A 21,492-nucleotide genomic window follows, 5' to 3' on the forward strand; every position below is an offset into this window, starting at 1 on the left:
CAGCCACCCGCAGGAGCCCGCCGATGCCCGGACGCATGGAGTTCAAGCTCGACCTCGCCAGCAGCAGGCCCGCCGGCGAGGCCGAGGCCCGCCGCGGTGCGAGCCGGCGCCTGCTGGTGCTGGGCGATTTCAGCGGCGCCCCGGCGGCCGAGCGCAAGCCGCTGGCCGACCGGCCGACGCTGCGCGTGGACATCGACACGCTCGACGCCGTGATGGCACGTCTGGCACCGCGCCTGGACCTGCCCGGCGGCGAGGCGCGGTTCGTGCAGCTCGACGACTTCCATCCCGACGCACTGCACGCGCAGCTGCCGCTGTTCCAGGCGCTGCGCGAGGCGCGCGCCAAGCCGCCGGCCAGCGGCAGCGATCTGCTGGGGTCGCTGCTGGGCGGCACTGCAACACCTGCAGCCGCCCCGGCGGCGGCGTCGCCTGCTGCGGGCATCGATGCCTTCGTGCGCAGCCTGGTGGCGCCGCACATCGTGCCCGACACCCGCGCCCAGGACACCGCCTACCGCCATGCCGTCGACGCCGCGACGGCCGAGCAGATGCGTGCCGTGCTGCACGCGCCCGCCTTCCAGGCGCTGGAGTCGGCCTGGCGCGGCGTGCAGTGGCTGCTGCAGCAGCTGGAACTCGACGAGAGCCTGCAGCTGCACCTGTTCGACGTGACGCGCGACGAACTGCTGGCCGACGTGGTGGCGTCGCAGGGCCGGCTGGCGCAGACCGGCCTGCACCGGGCATTGGCCGACCGCTGGCGCAACGTGCCCGGCGGCGAACCCTGGCACCTGCTCGCCGGCCTGTACGCCTTCGGCAACGGCGACACCGACATCGGCCTGCTGGCGGCGCTGGGTCTGGTCGCGCAGCAGGCCGGCGGTGCCTTCGTCGCGCAGGCCGGCGACGATCTGGTCGCAGCCCCCGGCGCCGCCTGGCAGGCGCTGCGGGCCAGCGAAGCCGCACCGTGGATCGGCCTGGCCGCGCCGCGGCTGCTGCTGCGCCTGCCCTACGGCGCCAAGACCGACCCGGTGTCGGCCTTCGCCTTCGAAGAACTGCCGGCCGGCGCGCCGCCCCACGACCAGCTGCTGTGGGGCAACGCCGCGCTGGCCGTGACGCTGCTGGCCGGCCGGGGCGGCGGCAGCCACCAGATCGACGACCTGCCGGCCTACACCTACACGGCCGACGGCGAGCGCACGCTGCTGCCATGTGCCGAGCACCTGCTGGGCGAGCAGGCCGGCCATGGGATGATCGCCGCCGGCCTGATGCCGCTGGCCAGCCACCGCCACCGCAACGCCGTCACCGTGATGCGCCTGCAGTCGGTGGCCGACCCCGCCCGGCCGCTGGCCAACCTCGCGTGAAGGACCTCCTGCCATTCCGTCGCCCGCCCTGACCATCACGCAGCAGCAGCTGCAGCTGCTGTCGCAAGCCGTGCTGGACCAGCGCCGCCAGGCATTGCGCGGCAGCATCGACGCCGCTGCGCGCAGCACGCCCGGCGCCGCGCACCTGCCCGTGCGGGTCGACGCCGTCGCGGCCCTGGTGCGTGCACGCTGCGCCGACTTTCCGCACGCGGGGCGCTGGCTCGCGCTCGACCTGGATGCCGCCGCCGCCGCGCTGGGCGACGACCTCGCCGCCGGGCTTCGCTGCGACGAGGCGCTGGCGGCGACGCTGCTGTCCGCGGCCGTGGCGATGGGCGCCGCCTGGCACGCCGACTGGCGCCTGTGCGGCCACGGCGCGCCGCCGGCGGCGTCGCTGCTGGTGCTGTCGCGGCAGCCGGGCGGCGGGCTGCAGGCCCGGCTCGACGCCGCGATGCTGGCCGCCGAGGCGCTGCACGGCGTCGGGCTGGCCGCCTGGAAGGCATGGCAGGCCGCCCCCGACGCGCCGCGCGCCGGCCGCGGCCTGCGCCGCGCCGTGTTCGGGCGCGACGCCGCACGCGCCGACGCCTTCATCGCCGCCGAGACGGCACTGCTCGACGCTGCGGGACTGGACGGCGCCCCGCTGCGCGCGCTGTGCATCGCGGCCGACATGGCCTTCGGCCACGGCCGCTGCGTGCGCATCGCCCAGCGGGCACAGGCTGCCGGCCGCGCGCCGCTGAACGAAGTCACCGAGGCCTGCCATGGGTTGGTTCAAGACGCTGATCTCTGACGCGCGCCGGTACTTCGGCACCAGCACGCCGCCGCCGCCAGCACCGCCGCCTCCCGCGCCTGCGCCTGCGCCTGCACCTGCGCCCGCGTCCACGCCCGCCCCGGCGCCTGCCGCCACGCCGGCACCCCCACCGCCGGCGGCCTGGACACCGGCGCGGCCGAACACGCAGAACGCGGTGCAGGTGTGTCCGATCCCGCCGAAGATCGTGCACGTCGGCTTCACCGACAAGCCCGGCGCCAAGCCGCTGTTCGGGGGCAAGCGGCACCAGTACGTGAACCTCTCGCAGGCCGCCGTCGCGCAGCACGACACCGACATCGCGTCGGCCAACCAGCTCGGGCGCACGCCGCCGATCCACGTCAAGGTCACGCCCGCAGGCGCCCACGCCGTGCAGGTGCGGCTGGTGCGCGCCGAGTCCGCCCACGGCTTCAGCGCCGGGAGCGAGGCGCTCAGCGCCCGCGAAGCCGGGCTGACCCATCTCGACTGGGACGACACGGCCGTGGCCCACACCACGGGCGGCGACGGCGAACTGCTGATCGCCCCGGGCCTGGACATCTCGGCACTGGCGGGCTACGACTACCAGGTCGAGGCCTCGCTCGACGGCGCAGCCTGGGTGCGCAGCGCCAACACCGCCGAGGTGCGCCGGCGCGTCTACATCCGCCCGGTGGTGCACTACGCTGCCGGCCGCCAGGCGGCCTTCGACGCCATCACCGCGGTCAAGGGCGAGCTCGGCAAGTACGGCATCGACGTCAAGCAGACCTTGTCGGACAGCGGCGACGAGTTCCACGTCTGCGAGCAGTCGAGCCTGCCGAAGTCGCTGATCGACGTGGGCAAGGACTCGATGGCCAGCACGGCGTCGATCAGCGCGCTGCAACCGCACTGCGTGGCCGTCATCGTCGGCGAGTTCGTCAGCTCACCGGCCGCGGTCGAGTTCGAACTGGAACTGGTCAAGACGCTCGGCGTGGCCCTGCCCGACAGCGTGCAGATCCCGCTCACGCGCGACTCGCGCACCTACGTCAACGTGCCGATGCACGACAAGTCGAACATCGTGAAGGCCGAGGTCAGCGGCGGGTGGTTCGACAGCGTCGACCTGCTCGAGGGCGAACTGGCCGGCATCGACCAGTTCTCCACCAGCATCACCGTCGACCTGCGCCGGGCCAAGGTGGAACTGGCCGACGAGGACACGCTGACCATCACGCTCAAGCTCAAGGCCCTGTCGGGCTGGGCCGTCGGCTGGGCCTACACGGCACACCCGGTGATCTACCTGAACATGCGCGACCCGAACACCGGCGGCATCCTGTCGGCCGGCAAGGCCACGGCGCTGATGATCCACGAGCTGGGACACAAGCTGCACCTGGCGGCGGCGGGCGACAGCGGCCAGCCCGACAAGCAGGCGCACCACTATCCCAGCTTCGACACGCAGGGCGTGAAGCACCAGGGACCGCACTGCTCCACTGGCGTGGCCGCCGGTGTGGACCTCTGGGACCGGGCCGCCCACACCGCGTCCAGCTGTACGATGTGGGGCGCTCTGAAGGGCATCAAGGTCTTCTGCAGCGAGTGCCAGACCTCGTTGCGCAAGGTCGACCTGTCGTCCGGCTTCTGAACCTCGTCGTGAGCCCGCCTTCCGCACCATGGTCCGTCGACGGCTCTTCGTGCACCTGGCCCTGGCCACAGCGGCCGCCGCCCACCCCCTGCAGGGATCTGCGATGAACGTCACGCTGTACCGCAACGAGTTCGACGGCGACCTGCTGCCGGATCTGCGCCTGGCGCCGCGCCAGCGCGGCATGCTGCACCGCGTGCTGCGCGCCGGAGAGGAGCCCCGCCTGCCGGAAGCCGCCGCCGCGGCGCGCACGCTGCTGGTGGTGGTGTTCCGGCTGGCTGCCGACGCCGGCTCGACCGAGTGGTCGCTGGCCTTCGAGGAGCCCGACGCCGAAGGGCGTCCGCAGCCGCGCCGCGTGCTGCTGCGCAATGCGCCGGAAGACGGCAACGTCGGCGAGCATCCGACACCGCCGGCCAACCTGGTGCTGCCGCCCGGGCTGATGTACCGCGGCGCCTTCTGGGTCGACCTGGATCCGCTGCTGCGCGCGCACCGGCTGCCGCCGGGCAGCACGCTGCAGCTGCGCTACGGCCTGGGCGAACCGGTGGCGGTGCAACTGCCGCACTGACGAGCGCGCTGCGCTCAGGCAGGCACCAGCGTGCTGCGCTCGCGCAGCCGGCCGCCCTGCAGCGACAGCGCGAGCAGGCCGTCACCGGTCTCGGCCAGCCAGGTGCGCACCACGTCGCCGAACAGCAGCCGCAGCTGCTCGGCGTCGCAGCTGCGCAGGAAGGTCGGCAGCACCCGCGGGTCGTAGTAGCGGAACAGCAGGCTGCGGCCCTGCGCGTCGTTGACCTTCAGGAACTTGCGCAGGTGGTGGCGCAGGTTGGCAGCGTCGTTGACCTGCAGGAACACGCCCCACGACTGGCCCCAGGCATCGAGCAGGCGCGCCGTGAGCCGGTGCTCGGGGAACAATTCGACGAGATGCGGCGCGTTCATCTCCAGCGCCCTCGGCAGGCTGCCGCTGTACAGGCAGCGGAACTCCAGGCGCGACTCCAGCAGCGCGCGGTAGATGGCGGGGTCGCGCGCGCAGTCGAGCACCGCCCAGACGCTGCCCGCACGCTGCGCGCCGTCGGGCCACAGCAGTTGCAGCACCGCTGCGCGCAGCGCGGGCGCCATCGGCGTCGGGTCGAGGCTCATGCCGCCGCAGCCGCCGCCCGGGCGCACTCTTCGCAGAACGGCACGCCGTCGCGCGCCGCCTGCTGCAGCACGGCCACCATGGCGGCCACGTCGAGCGCCGCGCCGAACGTGCCTTCGGCCACGGCCGGCGTGGGCGCGGCCGCCGGCGCAGCCGCGCGCGGCGCGGGGCTTGGTGCTGGCGCGGCAGGCGCCGGCGCCGGTGCCGGCGGCGCCACCAGCCGCATCAGCGCCACCGGCGCCGCGGGCGCCTGGGTGGGCGGCGCCACGGCCAGCGCGTGCAGCACCTGGTGGTCGCCGCAACGCGACCAGTCGGTGCCGTCGCCGAGCGCCAGCGCCTGCAGGCGCGCCTGCGCCATCGCGCCGTCGTCGGTGACATCCGCTGCCTGGACGTTCATCGCCGTGCGCTCAGGACACCAGTTCCAGCGCGCGCTGCGCCACCGCGCGCAGCGCGCCGAACAGCAGCTCGAGCACCCAGCGCAGGAAGGCGGTGCTGACGTCGACCGTGGCCACCGTCTTGCGCCCGAGGAACGCGAAGATGGCATTGATCAGCGACTTCAGCGCCAGCCCCATCTCCTTGCCCAGCTGCGCCGCGCGCGTCAGCAACCAGGCGATCTGGTCGAGCACGGTGCAGCCCACGGCCAGCGTGACGCCCAGCCCGCCGAGCAAGGCCTTGCCCGCGGCCTTCATCATCCAGGCCAGCGCGCGGCCGATCATGGTCAGCAGCTTCGCCGAACCCATCACGAAGCCGCCGTGGCCCTCGGCGGCACGCTCGAGCCAGTTCCTGACCTGGCGTTCCTCGTCGGCGGCCACGGTGGCCGGCGCCAGGGTCGACCAGCTGTGCTCGCGCACGCCGGGCAGGTAGCTGACGCGCATCTTGTGCGCGTCGCCGCTGACGAGCGCACCCTGCACGTTGGCGATCGACATGCCCGGCTGCCCGAACGGCAGGTGCCAGAACGGGAACAGCGGGATCATCGGCACCGGGTCGGCCGGGTGCGAGACGCGGCGGATGCTGCCGGCACCCACGCGCTGCGTCAGCGAGCGCGCGAACAGGCCGTCGCCCACGCGCGGGCAGCCGAAGGTGTAGAGCTCCACTGCGGCGATGCGCTGGTCGGTGCAGAAGTCGGCGTTCAGCGTGGCCAGCGCGCCGCCCAGGCTGTGGCCGACGCAGTGGATGCGGCTCGGGTTGTTGTGGCGGAAGAAGCTCCGCAGGTCCTCGACGAAGCCCTTCCAGGTGGTGTTGAAGCCGGCGTGCACGATGTGGTTGCTGGGGCCGAGCTGCATGCCGATGTTGGCGTCGGTGATCCAGTCGGGCAGCATGTCGGTGCCGCGCGTGGCGATCAGCACCTCGCCGGCGAACGCGCCGGTGCCGCGCGCGACGTAGCCGAAGGTGCTGAGCTTCTTGAACATCAGCGCACCGGTCTTGCCGGTGAAGGTGCTGCCGTCGTCGACGACGAACATGCCGTCGGTGCCGATGCCGGTCTTCAGGGCGTCGGCCACGGAGTTGAGGCGCAGGTCGTAGACGCCGCGCGCGATCTCGGCGGCCTGGCTGGGGCTGAGGATGGGCATGGTGGGTTCTCCCTGTCGCGGCCTTCAGGCCGTCATTCGAACTCGCAGATGCCGTAGATGCCGTCGTTGCGGCGCTGCGGCGGGTTTTCGAGCCGGCACACCAGGCGGATCGGCTTGCCGCCGAGCTCGGCGTTGTTGGCGTAGCTGTGCTTGTTGTGCAGCCAGGCCTCGTAGGACTTGCCGCCGTGGCGGATGGTGATGCTCTGGCGGATCACGGGCTCGTGCGGCAGGAGCGAGCCGAGGAACGAGCTGCGTTCGATCGCCGGCAGCGAGAACTCGCCGCCGGCGCCGGTGGTGGCCTTGTCGGTGCCGGTCTCGTCCTTCCAGGCCCACTTGAATTCGCGCTCGATCTGCGCGCCGGCCACCGGCTTGCCGTTGTCGAGCACGCGGCCTTGCACCGCCGAGAAGATCACCATCTTTGCCATAGCCAATCCTTGCGCGATCCACAGGCCCGAGCCCAGCGCCAGCAGCAGCAGTGCACGACGCTGGAGCAGCTTCACAACATGTCGCCCAGGCGCGAGCCCAGCGTTCCGTTGGGCGCCACCATCGGCACGCCGCCGCTCTGCAGCATGGACACGTAGGCCAGCCGCGCGGCGCGCTTGTTGCCGTCGGTGAAGCCCTGCGCCGTGACGACCGCGCCATACACGTACAGCGCCAGGTCGTACCAGGCGTTGTCGCCGCGGGCCGGCATCGGGCGGGCGGCGAGCTCGGCGAAGACCGCGTCCAGCACCTGCAGGCCGCCCACGTTCGACGGGTACTTCTGCTGGCTGGCCGCGTTGTTCCAGCCACGGTAGGCCGGTGCGATGGGCACCATCGTCTGCCAGGCGGCCAGCAACTGCGTGTGGTTGGGCCCCAGCGGGAAGCTGCCGTCGCTGCGGGTGTTGTTGGCCAGCGCCTGCGAGAACGCTGCCGTGCTGCCCTGCACACCCCAGGTCAGCCACGCCAGCGCCTTCGCGCCGTTCACCATGGCCGCGGGCTTCGGCGGCACCACGGGCGTGCCCGGCCGCTGCTGCACGGGCACCGGCGCCACGTAGTAGTTGGCCTCGGTCTCGGCATTGGCCTGCAGGTCCACCCGCAGCAGCCCGGCGTCGGCCTTGCCGAGCAGGCCGTTGAGGTAGGTGGCGCGGCCGTCGATCTTGGTCTTGTCGAAGCCGAACAGCATGTCGATGGCGCCGAAGAACACGCCGAGTTCGGTGTCCCCCTGGCAGCGCAGCTGCGTCGGGTTGCCGACGTTGCCCGAAGTGCCGAACTGCCAGAAGCCGGTGGCGGCCATGCCGCGCAGGTTCTCGGTGAAGGCGTCGTCGAGCGCCTGCGTGGCGCGCGCCAGCCCCACGGCCTGCGCGTAGGTGCGGAAGGCCGGCCGCACACGCATCGTGGTGGCGAACTGCGCGCGCGTCAGCGTGACGGCGCCGGTCGGCGCGACATAGGGCGCGGGCTTGGGCTTGGACTTGAAGAGGCTCATGGACGTTGCTGCAGCGTGGTTGGAACGGGGTGCATGGCGCCGGCCGGCTCAGGCGAACGTGTAGCTGAAGCCGCCGTCGGCGACGCCGACCGACACGCCTTCGATCGCCTTGCCCTCCATCATGCGGGTCAGGAACTCGCGGCTGATGTCGGGCAGCATCGTGTTGGTCAGGATGGCGTCGATCATGCGGCCGCCCGATTCGCTCTCTGTGCAACGGCTGACCACGAGCTTGACCACGTCCTCGCCGTACTCGAACGGGATCTTGTAGCGCGCCTCCACCCGCTTCTTGATGCGGTTCAGCTGCAGCTTGACGATCTTGCCCAGCATGTCGTCGCTGAGCGGGTAGTACGGGATCGTCACCAGCCGGCCCAGCAGCGCCGGCGGGAAGATCTTCAGCAAGGGCTCGCGCAGCGCCTTGGCCATGCCCTCGGGGTCGGGCATCAGGTCGGGGTCCTTGCACAGGCTGGCGATGAGGTCGGTGCCGGCATTGGTGGTGAGCAGGATCAGCGTGTTCTTGAAGTCGATGAAGCGGCCCTCGCCGTCTTCCATGAAGCCCTTGTCGAAGACCTGGAAGAACATCTCGTGCACGTCGGGGTGCGCCTTCTCCACCTCGTCGAGCAGCACGACGCTGTAGGGCTTGCGGCGCACGGCCTCGGTGAGCACGCCGCCTTCGCCGTAGCCCACGTAGCCCGGAGGCGCGCCCTTCAGCGTGCTGACGGTGTGCGCCTCCTGGTACTCGCTCATGTTGATGGTGATGACGTTCTGCTCGCCGCCGTACATCGCCTCGGCCAGCGCCAGCGCGGTCTCGGTCTTGCCGACACCCGAGGTGCCGGCGAGCATGAACACGCCGATCGGCTTGCTCGGATTGTCCAGGCCGGCGCGGCTGGTCTGGATGCGCTTGGCGATCATCTCCATCGCATGGTCCTGCCCGATGACGCGCTGCGCCAGGTGGTCGGCCACCTTCAGGATGGTCTCGATCTCGTTGCGCGCCATGCGGCCCACCGGGATGCCGGTCCAGTCGCCCACCACCGCGGCCACGGCCTGGTAGTCCACGGTCGGCAGGATCAGCGGGCTCTCGCCCTGCAGCGCCTGCAGCTTCTCCTGCACCGCGCGCAGCTGCGTCTGCAGGTCGCTGCGCTCGCCGTCGGACATGGCGGGCACGACGGCGGCGTTGGCCTCGGCCTCGAGGTTGCTGCCGGTGCCTTCCACGGGCTGGATGCCGGCGCGCAGCTTCGCGCGCAGCGCCAGCAGTTCGTCGACCAGCGTCTTCTCCTCGGCCCAGCGTGCGTCGAGTGCCGCCAGGCGCGCGCGTTCGGCGGTCAGCAGCTCGGTGGCCTCGCTCTCGCGTTTGCCAATGTCGACGCCGATGGCCTTCTCGCGGCCGATGATCTGCAGTTCGGTCTCCAGCGCCTCGATGCGCTTGCGCGAGTCGTCCACCTCGGCCGGCGTCGCGTGCAGGCTGACGGCGACACGCGCGCAGGCGGTGTCGAGCAGGCTCACGCTCTTGTCGGGCAGCTGGCGCGCCGGGATGTAGCGGTGGCTCAGCTTCACCGCCGCTTCCAGCGCCTCGTCGAGGATCTGCACCTGGTGGTGCTTCTCCATCGTGCTGGCCACGCCGCGCATCATCAGGATGGCCTTGGGCTCGTCGGGCTCGTCGACCTGCACGGTCTGGAAGCGGCGGGTCAGCGCAGGGTCCTTCTCGATGTGCTTCTTGTATTCGGCGAACGTCGTCGCGCCAATGGTGCGCAGCGTGCCGCGCGCCAGCGCGGGCTTGAGCAGGTTGGCCGCGTCGCCGGTGCCGGCCGCGCCGCCCGCGCCCACCAACGTGTGCGTCTCGTCGATGAACAGGATGATGGGCTTGGCGCTGGCCTGCACCTCGTCGATGACGCTGCGCAGCCGCTGCTCGAACTCGCCCTTCATGCTGGCGCCGGCCTGCAGCAGGCCGACGTCGAGCGCGCGCAGTTCCACCTCCTTCAGGCTCGGCGGCACGTCGCCGCGTGCGATGCGCTGCGCGAAGCCTTCGACCACCGCGGTCTTGCCGACACCGGCCTCGCCGACCAGGATGGGGTTGTTCTGGCGCCGCCGCATCAGGATGTCGACGACCTGCCGGATCTCGTCGTCGCGGCCGACGATGGGGTCCATCTTGCCGTCGCGCGCCTGCGCGGTCAGGTCGACGGTGAACTTCTTCAGCGCCTCCTGCTTGCCCATGGCCGCCGGCGCGATGGCGCCGCTGGCCTCGCCCGGGGCGGCGCCGCCGGCCGCACCGCTGCTGCCGTCGCTGGCACCCTGCCCTTCTTCCGGCGAGCCGGCGATGACCTTCGGCAGCGCGTCCGACAGGTCGTCGACCTTGAGGCGCTCGAACTGCCGGCTGATGGCCACCAGCGCGTTGCGCAGGTTCTTGGTCTTCAGCATGCCCACCAGCATGTAGCCGCTGCGCACGACGTTGTCGCCGTACAGCAGCGTGCCGTAGACCCAGCCCCGCTCGATGGCGTCGGCGATGTTCTCCGCGATGCCGCTGATGCTGGTGGCGCCGCGCGGGAGGCGGTCGAGGGCTGCGGTGAGGTCCTTGGCCAGCGCCGACATGTCGAGCTGCGCATGCTGGATCACGCGGTGCCAGTCGCTGTCGGGGGCCTGCAGCAGCTGCGCCAGGAAGTGCTCGAGCTCGACATACGGGTTGCCGCGCAGCTTGCAGAACACCGTGGCGCCCTCGACGGCCTTGTACGTGGGCTGGTTCAGCTTGCCGAACAGCGTGACGCGGTTGATTTCCGCCATGGCGGGATCCTTTCTGGAAACGTCAGTGGGACGAGTGATTCGGAACGAGGTGCAGGGCGGCCGGCCTGGTGCCTGCCGGCCGGCCGAGCCAGCTGGTCCAACCCAGCCGGGCCTGCCGGCCCAGGCGCACCGGCGGCACCTGGTGCTTGTCGAGTTCGAGCCGCAGGTCCCAGCCGAACTCCAGGCCCATGTACTGCCGCACCAGCGCCTGCAGCGCCGGCAGCGCGCTGCCCGTGGGCAGCAGGGATTCGAAGGCCTGCAGGTCGAGCGGACCGATGTGGATGCGCACGTGATGCTGGCGGTCGAACACCGCCTGGCCGAGCACCGCGCTGGCGCCCAGCTGCGCGGTGGACAGGCGGCGCGACGCCGCGCGGCGGCCGATGCGCGAGCGCTCGGCCGCCGGCAGCGGCATCCAGCGGCCGACGAACTGCTCCACGCGCACGGTCTTGCCGAGGAATCCCGACAGCAGGTGCGCCAGGCCGTCGGCGTTGCGCACCTGGCGCGACAGCACGCCGGCAAACGCCAGCCGCGCGTGGTCGGGCGCGGCGTCGCGGCCACGCCAGCTCGGCCCGCCGGTGCCGATGAACGCGCCCACGTAGTCGGCGAAGCGGTCTTCGGCCGGCCGGTCCATGCTGGCCGTGGGCTGGGCCTGCGCCCAGGCGCGGTAGAACAGCAGCAGCAGGCGGTGGTGGAACCAGTCGGCAAAGCGCGCGAAGGTCTCGTCCTTGTGGTGCAGCTGGCGTTCGCGGGCGTACGACGTCAGGTGCAGCGGCAGCGGGCCGTTGGGGCCGAACAGGCCGAAGAAGCGCACCTCCACGCGTGGCCGGCCACTGCGCGGGTCGAGCGGCTGCACGCGCGCGATGCTGGAGGCGGCGAACGACAGGTCGGCCGCCTGGCCCAGCCGCACCGGCTCGTCGACCGGGCGCCGGGCCAGGCCCAGCCGGGGCAGCGACGGGTGCAGCGCGTCGATGTGCCGCAGCGCGCCGAAGAAGTCGTGCCGGTGCGGCGCGGCCTCCATCGCGCGCAGCAGCGCCTGGAAGGCCGCGGCGGGGTCGCTCTTCACAGGATCGGCCGGTTCCCGCACCGCGGCCTCCCGTTGAGGATGTCGCCGCGCGCGGTGGAGTGCAGGCGCAGCTGCGTGAAGCCGTTGATCGAGACGTGGCGCGCGACGAAGCGTTCGAGCACGCAGCCCAGCAGGAAGGCGCTGGCACCTTCGAAGGCATGGTCGTCCACCTCGACCACCACCTCGACGCCGCGGCCGAAGGTGATGGGCCCGGCCATCGGCAACCGGCGCACCACCGGCCGGAGCTTCACCGAGCGCACGCCGTCGACCTGGCGCTGCGCGCCGGCATCGCCGGTGGACGCGTACAGGCGCAGGATCTCGCGCAGCGCCGCGGCGCCCTGTTCGGCGTCGGTGTCGGTCAGCGACAGCTGGTTCAGCGACAGCTGGTTGATGAGCTTCCAGGCCACGTTGCCTTCGCGCAGCGCCGACAGCGGACGCGACGGCCCCTTGACCACGGTGATGCTCTTCACGGGCGCGGTCTGCGCCAGCGTCAGGTCGCCCTTGGCGCCGCCCAGCGGCATCAGCACCGGCAGGTCGCGGTTGGTGACGAGGGCGCGCACGCCGATCTGCCGCAACTCCGAGGGGAACGGTGCCTCCTGCGCATCGACCACCGAGACGTAGACCTCGGTGCCGATGTAGGACGTGCGCGGACCCTCGCGCTGCTGCACCTGCGACATGAGGCGCGGCTCGCGCTGCACCGTGTAGTACGCGTTGTGGCCGCGGTCCTCGGTGTGGAAGGCGTTGTAGAACGGCAGGAAGCGCCACTCGTTGCCGGCGCCGGCGCCGTAGCCCAGCACTTCGGTGATCGAGTGCACCTCGTAGTCCATCGGACGGGTGCGGTCGGGCACGACGTGGAACTCGGCGCTGTCGGGGCTGACGTGGATGCGGTCGCAGCGCTTGTCGAGCAGGTTGATCGCCGGCACGCAGTGCAGCGCCACGCTGGCGGTGTCCACCGCCTGCAGCAGTGCGTTGTCGGCGCGCGAGAACAGGATGACGATGTCGACCTCGGTGCCGCCGCGCGCGCGCAGCGTCTCGCCGATCCCCTGCACGTCGAAGAACAGGAAGCGCTGCGGGAACGCGAAGTACTCCTGCAGCAGCCGGTAGCCGGCGAAACCGTGCAGGGTCTGCGGCAGCAGGGCTTCGTCGTCCTCGAAGCCGGCGGGCTCGATGCACGCGCCGTCCAGCGCCTCGTGCCACGCGGCGGGACGCCGGGCCGGCAGCACCAGCACGCCCAGCGTGTGGCCGCAGACCAGCTCGTGCAGGCGGTAGGCGACGTCGTCGATGCCGGTGCAGTGCAGCCGCAGGTCCTGCAGCGCGAGCTGCGAGAAGTCGAGACCGGCCGTGGTGCGCAGCCGCAGGCGCAGGCCGGCGCGGTACTTGCGCCATTCGGGCAGCGCGGCCATGGGCAGGTCGGCGGCATGCGTGAAGTACTCCACCTGGGTCAGCTCCAGCGGCCACAGCGCCACGTCGTGCGCGGTGCGGAACTCGCAGGCGGTGGCCCCGGCCTTGCCGGCATGGCCGAGCATCGCGGTGCCGCGCGGCAGGCGCGGCCCGGTGGCCAGCGACGGGTCGCCCAGGTCGGGCTGCAGCTGCGCCATCAGCATCGCCGGCGTCGGCGCCAGGAACTGCGGGTAGACGATCTCCAGCAGGCGCTGGGTGAAGCGCGGGAACTCGGCGTCGAGCTTCAGCTGGATGCGGCCGGCCAGGAAGGCGAAGCCTTCGAGCAGGCGCTCGACGTAGGGGTCGGTGACCTCCAGGCCCTCGATGCCCAGGCGGGCGGCGATCTTCGGGAACTGCTGCGCGAACTCGGCGCCCATCTCGCGCAGATGGCGCAGTTCCTCGTTGTAGTAGCGGAGCAGGCGCGGGTCCATGTCAGTCGTTCACGGTGCGTTGCGGAATCCGCTGCACGCGAAGCGCAGTACAAAGACCAAGCTTCCCGCCACGGAACCGGCTCTGCCGGTCCGTCGGCGGACGGCCCCCCTGGGGGGTAGCGAGCGCAAGCGAGCTTGGGGGCAGCATGTCAGCGGTCGAGCTCGCGCACCGCGACGCGGCCGGTCTCGAGGTCGATGTCGGTGTGCAGCAGCAGTTCCAGCGGCACCGGCTGCGCCCAGAGCTGCCCGGTGATGCGGAAACCGATCTGGTTGTGGTGGTCGAGCTGCTGCTCGGAGATGACGGCGTCCACCTGCAGCGTGGCCGGCAGGATGCGCGGCTCGTGGTCGAGGATGGCCTGGCGCACGCGCGCAGCGAGCATCAGCGGGTCGATCGTCGACGCGGTGGCACCCGACAGCGCGGGCAGGCCGTAGTTCAGCACCGACTTGCGCGCCTGCGCGGCCCGCGAGAAGTCGATCGTGCCCGGCGCCGTGGCGTTGAACAGCCAGGCCAGGTCGCGCAGCACCAGGTCGCGCAGCCGCGTGCGGTTGATGACGCGCTGCTCGCCGCTTTCCTGGCGCGACTCCGGGTCGTCGTCGGTGAGCCGGTCGAGCAACGCCGGCTGCAGTCGGTCCTGGGCGCGCAGGTTGGCCATCGGTCGACCGCGCCGCGCTTCAGTCGGCGTCGGAAGTGGCGGCAGCAGCGGACGCCGGCGCTTCGGCCAGCACCACGGTACGCAGGTCCATCAGGCCGAACTCGGTGGTGTCGGTGGCCACCAGGCGCTGGCCCAGGCCCACGAAGACACCCGGCGCCGTCTCGCGCCAGTCGGTGCGGCGCGCCAACGCCAGTGCGTCGCCGGCCGCGAGATCGGTGTCGGGGTAGCGCGTGGGGACGAGGCCGACGACCTCGCCGCCGTTGGTGAACTCGAAATGGGCCGGCATCCAGACCGCGTCGCGCAAGTCCTGCGGCGGATCGATCTCGACCTTGGACAGGCGGTTCCAGGGCAGCCAGTAGTAGCGGCCGTTGATGATGGCCTCGATGGTCGGGCCGAGCCGCGTGTCGGCGTCGGCGATCCAGCCGAAGGCCTGGCCGTCGGCCGTGCCGGCGGTGGCGGGCGCCTGGTCGAGCGCCTGCGTGCGCAGCTGCCGTGCGGCGTCGGGCTCGCCGCGGCCTTCGCGCAGCAGCGCTTCGATCAGCAGGGCGATCCAGGGTTCGGGTTCGCCGAACAACATCGGCACCTTCTCGCCGGCAAACACCTTCGCGCGCAGCGCCTCGCAGGCGATCGCCTCGCGGTACGTCTGCACCATCGGCAGCGTGGCCGGGTCGAGCTCGAGCGAGACGTTCAGCTGGTTCAGCGCGCGGTCCCACTGGCCGAGCACGCACAGCAGCTGGAACAGGAAGACCCGCAACTTCGCATCCTGCGGATGGGCCCGCACCTGCTCGGTCAGCAGCTTCAGCGCACGCTGGACGTCGCCTTCCTTCAGGGCCTGCTCGGCGGCAGCGGGGTTCGACATGGAGTCTCCGGTGGGGCGCGGGGTCAGGCCGGTCCGGCCTCGGCGCTGAAGCTGGAAGCGCCCAGGCCACTGCCGGCGGCGGCCTGCGGCGCGTAGTCGATGGTGACGCTCTTGAAGCTGAGCGACAGGTGTTCGGTGAGCGTCGGCGAGCCGGTGCCGTCGACGTCGGACTGCACGTCGTACGCGTTGATGCGCGCGTTCGTGAGCTTGAGGATGAAGTACGGCAGCGCCGCGGCAGCGCCGCCCGACTTGCGCACCGTGAGCACGACGGTGCTCAGCACTTCGTTGGTGTTCATCACGGCCATCAGCGCCGTCGAGGCCTTGTCGACACGCTTGATGAACTTGAACTCGTTCATCTGCACGCGCCCGGTGCGCTGGCCGCCCACGGCCGTGGGTGCGGACATGCCCCAGTTCCAGTCGATGACGTCGATCAGGTTCGGAAAGATCTTGTCCGACGACTCGCCGACGATCTCCCCGGTGCGCTGGCCGGTGGCCTTGAGGAACATGTCGGAACGGGCCATGCTGCAGGTCTCTGGCGATCAAGAAAGAGCGCAACCCGGCAGGAAGGGCCGAACGGCCCGCCTGCCAGGTGCGGCATCACGACTCGAGAGGGCAACGCTCAGGCGTTGTCGTTCTCGGCGATGTTGTAGATCATCTCCTTCGTGGAGTCGGGCGAGCCGTCCGGCTTCTGCGGCGTGTACTCGTACTTCACCTTGGCGAAGTTCAGCGTCACGTTCTCGGTCAGACGGTCTTCGCCGCCCGAACCGCCGCAGCTCACGCTGGTGATCAGGACTTCTTCCATCTCGATCTTGATGTACTCGATCGGCGCACCCTTGCCGCCGGCCTTGCGCACGACGAGGTTGGCCTTCGGGTAGTGCTGGCCGTTGCTGGCCGCCAGCAGCAGCGCGTGCGACGACACATCGGTGTACTTCGTGAAGGACAGGTCCTGCACGTGGGCCTTGCCGGCACCGCCGCCACCGCCCTGGTGGGTGGTGCCGGAGTTGCTGATGCCCCAGCTCCAGGCGAGCACGTCGATCTCGCCGGGGTGCTTCTTGTCGGTGGACTCGCCGGCGATGTCGCCGATCTTCATGAACATGTCTACAGCCATGATGCTCTCCTAAGTTGCCCGTCAGCCGGGCGATTGACGCTGCGATATCGCGCCCCGTTGTCGGGCGCCCTCCGCTGCGCAGCCAGTGAAGGTGGGAAAGGAACTGCCAGCCTGAACTCAGCCTCCCTTGGCCGACGGCAGCTTGGAGACCAGTCGCAGCGACACCGTCAGCCCTTCGAGCTGGTAGTGCGGCCGCAGGAAGAATTTCGAGCTGTAGTAGCCCGGGTTGGCGGGGTCCTCCTCGACCACCACCTCGGCAGCGGCCAGGGGCTTGCGCGCCTTGGTGGTTTCCGACGAGTGCGCCGGGTCACCGTCGACGTACTGCATGACCCAGGTCGACAGCCAGCGCTGGACTTCGTCGCGCTCCTTGAACGAGCCGATCTTGTCGCGCACGATGCACTTCAGGTAGTGCGCGAAGCGGCAGGTGGCGAACAGGTAGGGCAGGCGGGCCGCCAGGTTGGCGTTGGCGGTGGCATCGGGGTCGTCGTACTCGGCCGGCTTGTGCAGGGACTGCGCACCGATGAAGGCGGCGAAGTCGCTGTTCTTGCGGTGCACCAGCGGCATGAAGCCGTTCTTGGCCAGTTCGGCCTCGCGGCGGTCCTCGATGGCGATCTCGGTCGGGCACTTCATGTCCACGCCGCCGTCGTCGGTCGGGAACGTGTGCGTGGGCAGGTTCATCACCGCACCGCCGCTCTCGATGCCGCGGATGCGCGTGCACCAGCCGTACTCCTTGAACGAACGGTTGATGTTCGTCGCCATCGCGTACGCGGCGTTGGCCCAGGTGTACTTGCTGTGGTCGGCCGAGCCGGTGTCTTCCTCGAAGTTGAAGGCCTCCACCGGGTTGGTCTTGCTGCCGTAGGGCAGGCGCGACAGAAAGCGCGGCATCGCCAGGCCGAGGTACTTCGAGTCTTCCGAATCACGCAGCGAGCGCCAGGCGGCGTACTCGGGCGTGGTGAAGATCTTCGTCAGGTCGCGCGGGTTGGCCAGTTCCTGCCACGAGTCCATCTGCATCAGCGTCGGTGAAGCGCCGGTGATGAAGGGTGCGTGCGCGGCGGCGGCGATCTTGGACATCTCGGCCAGCAGTTCCACGTCGGGCGCGCTCTGGTCGAAGTGGTAGTCGCCGACGATGGCACCGAAGGGCTCGCCGCCGAACTGGCTGAATTCCTCCGAATAGACCTTCTTGAAGATGGGACTCTGGTCCCAGGCCGTGCCCTTGTAGCGCTTGAGCGTCTTGCCCAGCTCCTGCTTGGACACGTTCATCACGCGGATCTTCAGCTGCTCGTCGGTCTCGGTGTTGTTCACCATGTAGTGCAGGCCGCGCCAGGCACCTTCGAGCTTCTGGAAGTCTTCGTGGTGCAGGATCTGGTTGATCTGGTCGGACAGCTTCTTGTCGATGGCGGCGATCATGGCCTCGATGGAGGCGACGACGTCGCTGCCGATCAGCTGGGTCTGCGCCAGCGCCTGCTGCGCCAGCGTCTGCACGGCCTGTTCGACGGCGCTCTTGGCGTCGTCGGACTTGGGCTTGAACTCCTTCTGCAGCAGCGACGCGAGGTCGCTGCCTTCCATCGTGACGCTGGCCAGTGCGCCTGCGGCTTGTGCTTCTGCCATGAAGTGCTCCTGTTGTTCGGTTTGTGGGGGCGTTGCCGCGATCAGCCTTCGGCCGGCTTGGCCGACGACGCCAGCGCGCCGAGCAGCGCGGGGTCGTTCATCAGCTTGCCGATCAGCTCTTCGGCACCGCCCTTGCCGTCCATGTAGGTCACCAGGTTCTGCAGCTGCTGCCGCGCCTCGAGCAGCTTGTTCAGCGAATCGACCTTGCGCGCCACCGCGTCGGGGCTGAAGTCGTCCATGCTGTCGAAGGTGATGTCGACGCTGAGGTTGCCTTCGCCCGTCAACGCGTTCGGTACCTGGAACGCCACGCGCGGCTTCATGGCCTTCATGCGCGAGTCGAAGTTGTCGACGTCGATCTCCAGGAACTTGCGGTCGGCCACCGGCGCCAGCGGCTCTGCGGGTTTACCCGACAGATCGGCGAGCACGCCCATCACGAACGGCAGCTGCACCTTCTTCTCGGCCCCGTACAACTCGACGTCGTATTCGATCTGGACGCGCGGTGCCCTGTTGCGGGCGATGAATTTCTGGCTGCTGCTGCTCATTCCAAACTCCTGTGCGGCGTTGAAGGGCGATGTGGGAAGACGGAGGTTTTCTGCGAACTGCGTTGCCGCGTCAAGAGCCGTCGGGTGTCTCGACCGTGTCGGGGTCCACACCAACGACACGCGCCACTTCCGACAGCGCATCGGGCGCCAGCACCTTCATCAGCTGCAGGAAGTCGTGGCTGATGAGCTGGCGGCCGCGGCGCAGGAACAGCGGCGCCGGGTTGGTGGGCTCGGCGCGCTGCAGGTACTCGCAGACCATGTCGATGGCGCGGATGGCCTCGTCGCGCGAGTTGACCGAGCCCGACAGCCCGCGCCGCGCGCCGCCAGCCGCGGCAGCGCCTTCGCCGCCGCCTTCGCCTCCATCGGCGGCAGCGTCGTCGGCGGCGGCCTCGGCCTCGGGGGGCAGCAGCGACACGACGCCGTTCACCAGGGCATACAGCGGCTTCAGATCGGGCGCGGTGCCGATGCCCAGCTTGTCGTTCAGCAGCGCGATGAGCTGCTTGGTCAGCGCCAACGGCTCGGTGCACTGCGCGCGCAGCTCGGGCGACTTGCCGAGTGCCGCCACCAGCATCTGCGTGATCGGACCGGTGCCGACGTCGGTTTCGCCGGCGCGCGCCGGCGACAGGCCGAGCGCCACCTCGACGGCGCGCACGCTCACCTCGCCGATGGCCCGGTCGGCCACGATGCGCGCCGTGCGCAGGTCGCCGATGAGGCCGTCGTTCTCGCGCAGCAGCGTGAGCGTGTTGACGCGTGCATACGGATCGCCGTCATCGGGGTCGGGCAACGGATGCAGGTGGTCCCAGTGCTGTTCGACCAGGCCGATCAGCAGCTTCAGCGCAGGCGCCAGTGCAGCGTAGCCCACGGTGTGCAGCACCGCGCGCATCCAGAAGATGGCCACGCGCAGGTCGCGCGTGCGCTCGAACAAGGTGTCGGCGAGATCGACGACCCCCCGCCAATCGGGGGGTTCGGCGGCACCGAACTGCGACTCGGGCTTGCCGGCGGCGGCCTGCGTGATGGCGAGGAAGTCGTTGTCGTATTCGAGGTCGGGGCCGCATGGTGCGGCGTCGTCGGCCAGCGGCTGCAGCCAGTCGGCGACCTTCTTCTCCACGGATGCGATTTCGCTCATCGAGATGTTTTCAGTTTGCAAGGGCCGTCGCAGTGTGCACGAGCGCGACGGGCACCACGCTCATACCGGCAATGGGGCGGGAGTGTCGCAGGCTTGCCAGGCATTGAGAACCCCCAGATTCCAAGGCGCCGCGCGGTACTTTTCACACCGCGTCGCGCGCAGCAGACGCAGCCCCTTCCGGGCCCGATGCGCAGGTGGCGGCAACGCAACCGCTTCGATAACATGCCTTGACACTCTGCCACTGAAATTCGAGGTCGGGATGGGCTATCCACCGCGCGTCACGTCCGCGCTCATCGTGCTGTTCTCGGGCTGCATCGCGGCCACCAGCGCACTGGCGCAGACACCGCCGGCAGCACCGTCGACACCCTCGGTGGTTCCCCGCAGTTCGGAGCTGGCGCCGCTCGACGTGGTGCCGAAGAAGGAGCCCCCGGCACTCGCCCGGCCGGCGCCGCCGCGCGAGCTGGGCAAGCCCGAAGACGACCTGCGGCTCGACGTCACGTCGTACGCCGTCGACGACAACGCGCCGCCCGAACTGCGCGCGGCGCTGCCGCGGCTGACGGCCGCCTTCGTCGGCAGGAACCGCAGCTTCGAGGACCTGGTGAACGCGGTCGCCGAGGTCACCCGCTTCCTGCAGCGCGACCTGGGCTACTACCTCGGGTACGCCTACCTGCCCGAGCAGGCGCCCGAGGGCGGCGTGGTGCGCATCGCCGTGCTCGAGGGCCGGCTCGACCGCGTGGTGCTGAACTGGTCGTCCGACCTGCCGGTCGACCGCGACATCATCGAGTCGTACCTGTCGCGTCTGGTGCCCGGCACGGTGCTGCGCGTGCGCGACGTCGAACGCGTGGTCTTCCTGCTCAACGACCTGCGCGGCATCACCGCGCGCTTCGAGGTGCGCTCGGGCAACACGCCGGGCACGGCCGCGCTGGTGGTGACGCCGCGCGCCGAGAGCCGCTGGACCGGCCGTGTCGACTTCGACGCCAACGGCTCGCGCGTGCTGGGCCTGTACCGCCTGGGCGGCCTGGTGCAGCGCAACAGCCCGCTCGGCCGCGGCGACGGCGTCACGGCCACGGCGCTGGTCTCGGACACCGGCGGCATGGCCTTCGTGCTGGCCGGCTACACCACGCCCGTGGGCAACGACGGCTTCAAGATCGGCACCTCGCTGTCGGCGGTGCAGTACGAACTGGACGAAGACGAGTTCCCGCTCGGGCTGGACGGCACGGCCACCACCTTCAACGCCTACGGCCTGTACCCGCTGGTGCGCTCGCGCAACCTGAACCTGTTCACCCTGGGCTCGTACGAGAACAAGCGCTACGCCGACTCCATCGCCAGCGTGTCGACGAAGAAGTCGGTCGACACCATCGCGGTGGGCGCCACCGGCGACTTCCGCGACAGCCTGTTCGGCGGCGGCGTCAACACGTTCGACTTCAGCAGCATCGTCGGCCGCGTGAGCTACCCCGCGGGCCGCACACCGGGCCTGACCGACGCCGCCAAGTTCGGCAAGTTCACCTACGGCTTCACGCGGCTGCAGGACGTGCTGACCAACCGCGTGCTCGCGTACGTGGCGCTGCGCGGCCAGCACGCGCTGCGCAACCTCGACACCACCGAGCAGTTCCGCGTCGGCGGGCCCGAGGGCGTGCGCGCCTACCCCAGCGGCGAAGGCACGGGCGACAGCGGCAGCGTGCTCACGACCGAGCTGCGCTTGCTGCCGCCGGAAGACTGGTTCGGCCGCAGCGCGCGCGAGATGGTCTTCAGCCTCTTCGCCGACGCCGGCATCGTGCGGCTGCGGATCGACCCGCCCGAGAACCCGCCGCGCCCCGAGATCAACCAGGCCAAGTACGCCGGCTACGGCATCGGCCTGGCCTGGGTGCGGCCCGACAGCTTCGCGCTGCGCGTGAGCCTGTCCAAGCCCTGGAAGGGCGTGCAGCGCAGCGACGCCGTCGTGCGCGACCCGCGGCTGTACCTGCAGCTCACGCACCCGTTCAACTGATCCACGCGCCACCG

The 21,492-nt window shown here is 70.6% G+C and carries 20 protein-coding genes; 5 read left to right on the plus strand and 15 right to left on the minus strand.

All coding sequences use genetic code 11. From position 1 onward, the window contains the following. Positions 1-23 precede the first annotated feature (23 nt). From ACPOLB_RS09230 to ACPOLB_RS09245, 4 genes are all read left to right on the plus strand, one after another. On the plus strand, positions 24-1,346 hold the full coding sequence (locus tag ACPOLB_RS09230) for a type VI secretion system contractile sheath domain-containing protein (protein WP_425261044.1): 1,323 nt from the start codon (positions 24-26) through the stop codon (positions 1,344-1,346). Positions 1,347-1,416: 70 nt separating this feature from the next. Then, complete coding sequence (locus ACPOLB_RS09235; RefSeq protein WP_425261045.1) at positions 1,417-2,130, plus strand: hypothetical protein; 714 nt, start codon at positions 1,417-1,419, stop codon at positions 2,128-2,130. After that, entirely contained in the window at positions 2,102-3,730 is a 1,629-nt protein-coding gene (locus tag ACPOLB_RS09240; RefSeq protein WP_425261046.1) for a hypothetical protein, read from the plus strand. The genes ACPOLB_RS09235 and ACPOLB_RS09240 overlap by 29 nt, the downstream gene beginning before the upstream one ends. Before the next feature lie 103 nt (positions 3,731-3,833). After that, positions 3,834-4,292, plus strand: a complete 459-nt coding sequence (locus ACPOLB_RS09245) for a hypothetical protein (RefSeq protein WP_425261047.1) — start codon at positions 3,834-3,836, stop codon at positions 4,290-4,292. Between the two features lie 14 nt (positions 4,293-4,306). Here the strand turns inward: ACPOLB_RS09245 and ACPOLB_RS09250 are convergent, their stop codons facing one another. The 15 genes from ACPOLB_RS09250 to tssA all read right to left on the minus strand — a co-directional run bounded on the left by ACPOLB_RS09250 (position 4,307) and on the right by tssA (position 19,491). After that, a complete protein-coding gene (locus tag ACPOLB_RS09250; protein ID WP_425261048.1) occupies positions 4,307-4,861 on the minus strand; it encodes a DUF4123 domain-containing protein in 555 nt (184 codons plus the stop codon). Then, a complete protein-coding gene (locus tag ACPOLB_RS09255; RefSeq protein ID WP_425261049.1) occupies positions 4,858-5,256 on the minus strand; it encodes a hypothetical protein in 399 nt (132 codons plus the stop codon). Before ACPOLB_RS09255 ends, ACPOLB_RS09250 begins: the two co-directional genes overlap by 4 nt. Positions 5,257-5,266: 10 nt before the next feature. Beyond that, on the minus strand, positions 5,267-6,427 hold the full coding sequence (locus ACPOLB_RS09260; protein WP_425261050.1) for a lipase family protein: 1,161 nt from the start codon (positions 6,425-6,427) through the stop codon (positions 5,267-5,269). Positions 6,428-6,459: 32 nt separating this feature from the next. Then, positions 6,460-6,927, minus strand: coding sequence for a DUF6795 domain-containing protein (locus ACPOLB_RS09265; RefSeq protein ID WP_425261051.1), 468 nt, complete (start codon positions 6,925-6,927; stop codon positions 6,460-6,462). Then, positions 6,924-7,889, minus strand: a complete 966-nt coding sequence (locus ACPOLB_RS09270) for a hypothetical protein (RefSeq protein WP_425261052.1) — start codon at positions 7,887-7,889, stop codon at positions 6,924-6,926. Before ACPOLB_RS09270 ends, ACPOLB_RS09265 begins: the two co-directional genes overlap by 4 nt. A 48-nt stretch (positions 7,890-7,937) precedes the next feature. Beyond that, positions 7,938-10,661 carry a type VI secretion system ATPase TssH gene (tssH, locus tag ACPOLB_RS09275; protein ID WP_425261053.1) on the minus strand — a complete coding sequence of 908 codons (2,724 nt, stop codon included), beginning with the start codon at positions 10,659-10,661 and terminating at the stop codon, positions 7,938-7,940. 22 nt (positions 10,662-10,683) lie between these two features. Beyond that, the gene (gene tssG / locus ACPOLB_RS09280) at positions 10,684-11,724 is read right to left on the minus strand and encodes a type VI secretion system baseplate subunit TssG (RefSeq protein ID WP_425261054.1); all 1,041 of its coding nucleotides are present in this window, start codon (positions 11,722-11,724) and stop codon (positions 10,684-10,686) included. Continuing rightward, positions 11,721-13,595: a type VI secretion system baseplate subunit TssF gene (gene tssF / locus ACPOLB_RS09285; protein ID WP_425261055.1), complete on the minus strand. Its 1,875-nt coding sequence runs from the start codon at positions 13,593-13,595 to the stop codon at positions 11,721-11,723. Before tssF ends, tssG begins: the two co-directional genes overlap by 4 nt. A gap of 149 nt (positions 13,596-13,744) precedes the next feature. Then, a complete protein-coding gene (gene tssE, locus ACPOLB_RS09290; protein ID WP_425261056.1) occupies positions 13,745-14,248 on the minus strand; it encodes a type VI secretion system baseplate subunit TssE in 504 nt (167 codons plus the stop codon). Positions 14,249-14,267: 19 nt separating this feature from the next. Then, the gene (locus ACPOLB_RS09295) at positions 14,268-15,107 is read right to left on the minus strand and encodes a type VI secretion system accessory protein TagJ (RefSeq protein WP_425261057.1); all 840 of its coding nucleotides are present in this window, start codon (positions 15,105-15,107) and stop codon (positions 14,268-14,270) included. A gap of 23 nt (positions 15,108-15,130) precedes the next feature. Next, complete coding sequence (locus tag ACPOLB_RS09300; protein ID WP_425261058.1) at positions 15,131-15,628, minus strand: Hcp family type VI secretion system effector; 498 nt, start codon at positions 15,626-15,628, stop codon at positions 15,131-15,133. Between the two features lie 98 nt (positions 15,629-15,726). After that, positions 15,727-16,215: an Hcp family type VI secretion system effector gene (locus ACPOLB_RS09305; protein WP_425261059.1), complete on the minus strand. Its 489-nt coding sequence runs from the start codon at positions 16,213-16,215 to the stop codon at positions 15,727-15,729. Between the two features lie 117 nt (positions 16,216-16,332). Beyond that, the gene (tssC, locus tag ACPOLB_RS09310; RefSeq protein ID WP_425261060.1) at positions 16,333-17,823 is read right to left on the minus strand and encodes a type VI secretion system contractile sheath large subunit; all 1,491 of its coding nucleotides are present in this window, start codon (positions 17,821-17,823) and stop codon (positions 16,333-16,335) included. Positions 17,824-17,864: 41 nt separating this feature from the next. Next, entirely contained in the window at positions 17,865-18,365 is a 501-nt protein-coding gene (gene tssB / locus ACPOLB_RS09315; RefSeq protein WP_425261061.1) for a type VI secretion system contractile sheath small subunit, read from the minus strand. Positions 18,366-18,435: 70 nt separating this feature from the next. After that, positions 18,436-19,491 carry a type VI secretion system protein TssA gene (gene tssA, locus ACPOLB_RS09320; RefSeq protein ID WP_425261062.1) on the minus strand — a complete coding sequence of 352 codons (1,056 nt, stop codon included), beginning with the start codon at positions 19,489-19,491 and terminating at the stop codon, positions 18,436-18,438. A gap of 259 nt (positions 19,492-19,750) precedes the next feature. Between tssA and ACPOLB_RS09325 the strand changes: the two genes are divergently transcribed. After that, positions 19,751-21,478 (plus strand): ShlB/FhaC/HecB family hemolysin secretion/activation protein, encoded by a 1,728-nt coding sequence (locus ACPOLB_RS09325; protein ID WP_425261063.1) that lies wholly within the window; start codon positions 19,751-19,753, stop codon positions 21,476-21,478. The last annotated feature ends 14 nt before the right edge of the window (positions 21,479-21,492 follow it).

Source organism: Rubrivivax soli (assembly GCF_049810355.1).
GTDB lineage: Bacteria > Pseudomonadota > Gammaproteobacteria > Burkholderiales > Burkholderiaceae_C > Rubrivivax.